4 protein-coding genes are annotated in these 3,206 nt (G+C 68.1%); all 4 read right to left on the bottom strand.

Features of this window, described 5'->3' with window-relative positions; all coding sequences use genetic code 11:
* Window positions 1–629: ABC transporter permease (locus tag ACWD26_RS44010; protein WP_451279382.1), on the bottom strand; the 629-nt coding region annotated here is incomplete at its 3' end.
* Window positions 626–1,522, bottom strand: coding sequence for an ABC transporter permease (locus tag ACWD26_RS44005; RefSeq protein ID WP_451279380.1), 897 nt, complete (start codon window positions 1,520–1,522; stop codon window positions 626–628). The genes ACWD26_RS44010 and ACWD26_RS44005, both read right to left, overlap by 4 nt.
* A gap of 3 nt (window positions 1,523–1,525) precedes the next feature.
* The gene (locus tag ACWD26_RS44000; RefSeq protein ID WP_451279378.1) at window positions 1,526–2,665 is read right to left on the bottom strand and encodes an ABC transporter ATP-binding protein; all 1,140 of its coding nucleotides are present in this window, start codon (window positions 2,663–2,665) and stop codon (window positions 1,526–1,528) included.
* A partial coding sequence (locus ACWD26_RS43995) for an extracellular solute-binding protein (protein ID WP_451279376.1) occupies window positions 2,658–3,206 on the bottom strand: 549 nt, incomplete at its 5' end. The genes ACWD26_RS44000 and ACWD26_RS43995, both read right to left, overlap by 8 nt.

Below are 3,206 nucleotides of genomic sequence, written 5' to 3'. Positions count from 1 at the left end.
TAGAACTCGTCGAAGCTGGTGATGAAGGAGAAGATCGCTGCCGCGATCATGCCCGGCGCGGCGAGGGGGAAGGTGATCTTCCGGGCGATGGTGAGACGGCCGGCGCCCATGCTCGCGGCGGCGTCTTCGAGGCGTTCGTCGATGCCGCGCAGGGTCGCGATCAGGATCAGTACCGCGATCGGTGCGGCCAGCACCGTGTGGCCCAGGGCGATGGCGATGGGGCTGCCGAGCATCGCGGCGGGTTCGAAGAGCAGGAACAGCCCGAGTGCGGTGACGATCTGGGGGATGACCAGGGGGCCGAGGACCAGGGCGAAGACCGCCGAGCGCAGCGGGAGTTCGCTGCGGACCAGGGCGGTGGCCGCGGTCACCCCGATGATGAGCGAGAAGACGGTGCTCAGGGCGGCGATCAGGGCACTCAGGGAGAGTGCGGCGGGCCATTTGCTGCCGTCGGCGAACAGGGCCTTGTACCAGTTCAGCGTCCACGTCTCGGGCGGGAAGGCGGCGAAGGCGTTGTCGCTGAAGGAGGTGACGAGGATGACGACGATCGGCAGTGCCAGAAACAGCAGGATCAGGGTGGCGACGGCGGTCAGGGCGATCCGCCCGGTGATGGTCTTGCGTAGCTCCATCATGAGGCGTTCCTCTTCTTGCGGCTGGCGCCCAGCGAGCTGACGGCCTTGACCAGCAGCAGTCCGGCCAGGGTGAGGACCAGCAGGATGACGCCCTGTGCGGCGGCGCCGTTCCACTGGTTTTCCTTGGTGACCTGCTGGTTGATGAGGGTGGCGATCATCGTCTGGTTGGGTCCGCCCATCAGGGCGGGGGTGATGTAGTAGCCCAGCGAGAGGATGAAGCTGAGCAGTCCGGCGCTGGCCAGGCCGGGGGCGACCAGCGGCAGGTAGATGCGGCGGAAGATGGTCACCCGGCCCGCGCCCATGCTGGACGCGGCCGCCAGCAGCCGGCGGTCCACCCCGCGCATCACCCCGTACAGCAGCAGCACCGTGTAGGGCAGCATCATGGAGGTGGTGCCGATGACCACACCCAACTCGTTGTAGAGCAGCTGGAACGGGGCGCCGGGGACCGACATGGCGGTCAGGGTCTCGTTCACCAGGCCCTTGTCGCCGAGCATGATGATCCAGCCGTAGGTGCGTACCAGGGCGCTGATGAAGTGCGGGACGACCACGACCAGCATCGCCAGGCCCGCCCACACCGGCTTGAGGCGGGAGATGGCCTGGGCCAGGATGAACCCGAAGACCAGGCTGAGTACGGCCGTTTCGGCGGAGATCCGCAGGGTGGTGAACAGCACGGACAGGTTCACGCCGGTGAGGGCGTCGGCGTACCAGTGCAGGGTGAAGGAGCCGTCGGCGTCCTTCAGGCTCAGCAGCAGGGTGCTGAAGATCGGGTAGACGAACAGCACCAGCAGGTAGACGACGACCGGCAGCGCGTAGAAGATGCCGACCCGCGTCCTGCGCGAAGCCAGCAGCTTGCGCGGACGGGCGGGAGCCCCCGCGGTGAGGGTGGCGGCCATGGCTCACCCTCCCTGTTCGGTCGGGAAGAGGTTGACGTCGTCGGGGTCGGCGGTGATCCCGACCCGCTCGCCGGCGACCGGGCCCCGGCCGGCCGGGACTTCCAGGCGCAGCAGCGGCGCGTCCTTGCCGTCGATCCGCACGCCGGCGCGCACCAGGGTGCCCACGTAGGTGGCGGTCTCGACCGTGCCGGTACAGAAACCGTCGTCGGCGGCGCTGGCCCGCAGCCGGCCCGGCTGCACCGCGACCTTCACAGAGGTGCCGGGGGCCAGCTGGTGACGACGCGCCTTGATCAGGCCGCCACCGGCATTGAGGCGGACCAGGGTGTGCTCGCCGTCGTGCTGCTCTACCCGGCCGGGCAGGAAGTTCGCCGCGCCCAGGAAGTCCGCCACGAACGGCGTCTTCGGGCGCTCGAACAGCTCGCGGGGGGTGTCGAACTGCTCGATCAGACCGTTGCGCATCACCGCGATACGGTCCGACATGACCAGCGCTTCCTCCTGATCGTGCGTCACATAGATGACGGTCAGGCCCAGTTCCTGCTGGATCGACTTGATCTCCACCTGCAGCTGGTCACGCAGCTTCTTGTCCAGCGCACCCAGCGGCTCGTCCATCAGGATCACCGGCGGACGGTAGACCAGCGCCCGGCACAGGGCGACGCGCTGCTGCTGACCACCGGACAGCTCACGCGGCTTGCGGTTGCCGAACCCGGACAGGCCCGCGATCTCCAGCGTCTCCCCCACCCGCCGACGGATCTCGTCCTTGCCCACCCCACGCAGCGTGAGGGGGAAGGCGACGTTCTCGTGCACGGTCATGTGCGGGAAGAGCAGATACTGCTGGAAGACGAAACCCAGACCCCGCTTCTGCGGCGCGAGCCGGGTCACGTCGCGGCCCCCGACGGTGATGGTGCCGGAGTCCGGCTCGCAGAAACCCGCGATCATCATCAGCGTCGTGGTCTTGCCCGACCCCGAGGAGCCCAGGAAGGTGACGAACTCCCCCGCCGCGATCTCCATCGACGCCTCGTCCACGGCGACCACGTCACCGTAGGTCTTGCGCAGAGCCACCACCGACAGCGCCTTGCCGGTCGCGGTGGCCGTCTTGTTGCCGGCCACCTTCACCGACGGTGCGGCGACACCGAAATCAGCCACGAGCCCACTCCAACCAGCGCTTGGTGACGGCCGCTTCGTTCTTCAGCCACCAGTCGACATCCGTGTCGAAACCCTTGTCGTAGTACTTCGGCGCACCCGCGAGCGCGTTGCGCTCGTCCTCGCTGAGCTTTTCGTAGGCCAGCGGAGAAGACGGGTTCGACGGGAAGGCCTTGGCCAGATTGGCCTGGCTCTCCGCACGCAGCGAGAAGTCCATCAGCTGGTAGGCGGCGTCCGCGTTGGCCGCACCCTTGGCGATGGCGTAGCCCTGGAACTGCCGGCGCATGCCGTTCAGCTGCCGGGTGACCGGGACGCCCTGCTTCTCCAGGTCGGCGATCCGGCCGTCCCAGACGGTGGACATCGTCACCTCCTGACGGCTCAGCAGCACACCCGGCAGCGGGCCGCTGTCCCAGAACTTCTTGATGTCGCCCCGCAGCCGGGTCAGCACCTTGAAGGCACGGTCCACATCCAGCGGATACAGCTTGTCCATCGGGACACCGTCGGCCAGCAGCGCGAACTCCAGCTCCGGCAGGTCACCGTCCGG

This window comes from Streptomyces sp. NPDC002787 (assembly GCF_053592095.1).
The sequence above is the reverse complement of the archived record's forward strand: the minus strand, read 5'-3'. Positions and strand labels throughout refer to the sequence as shown.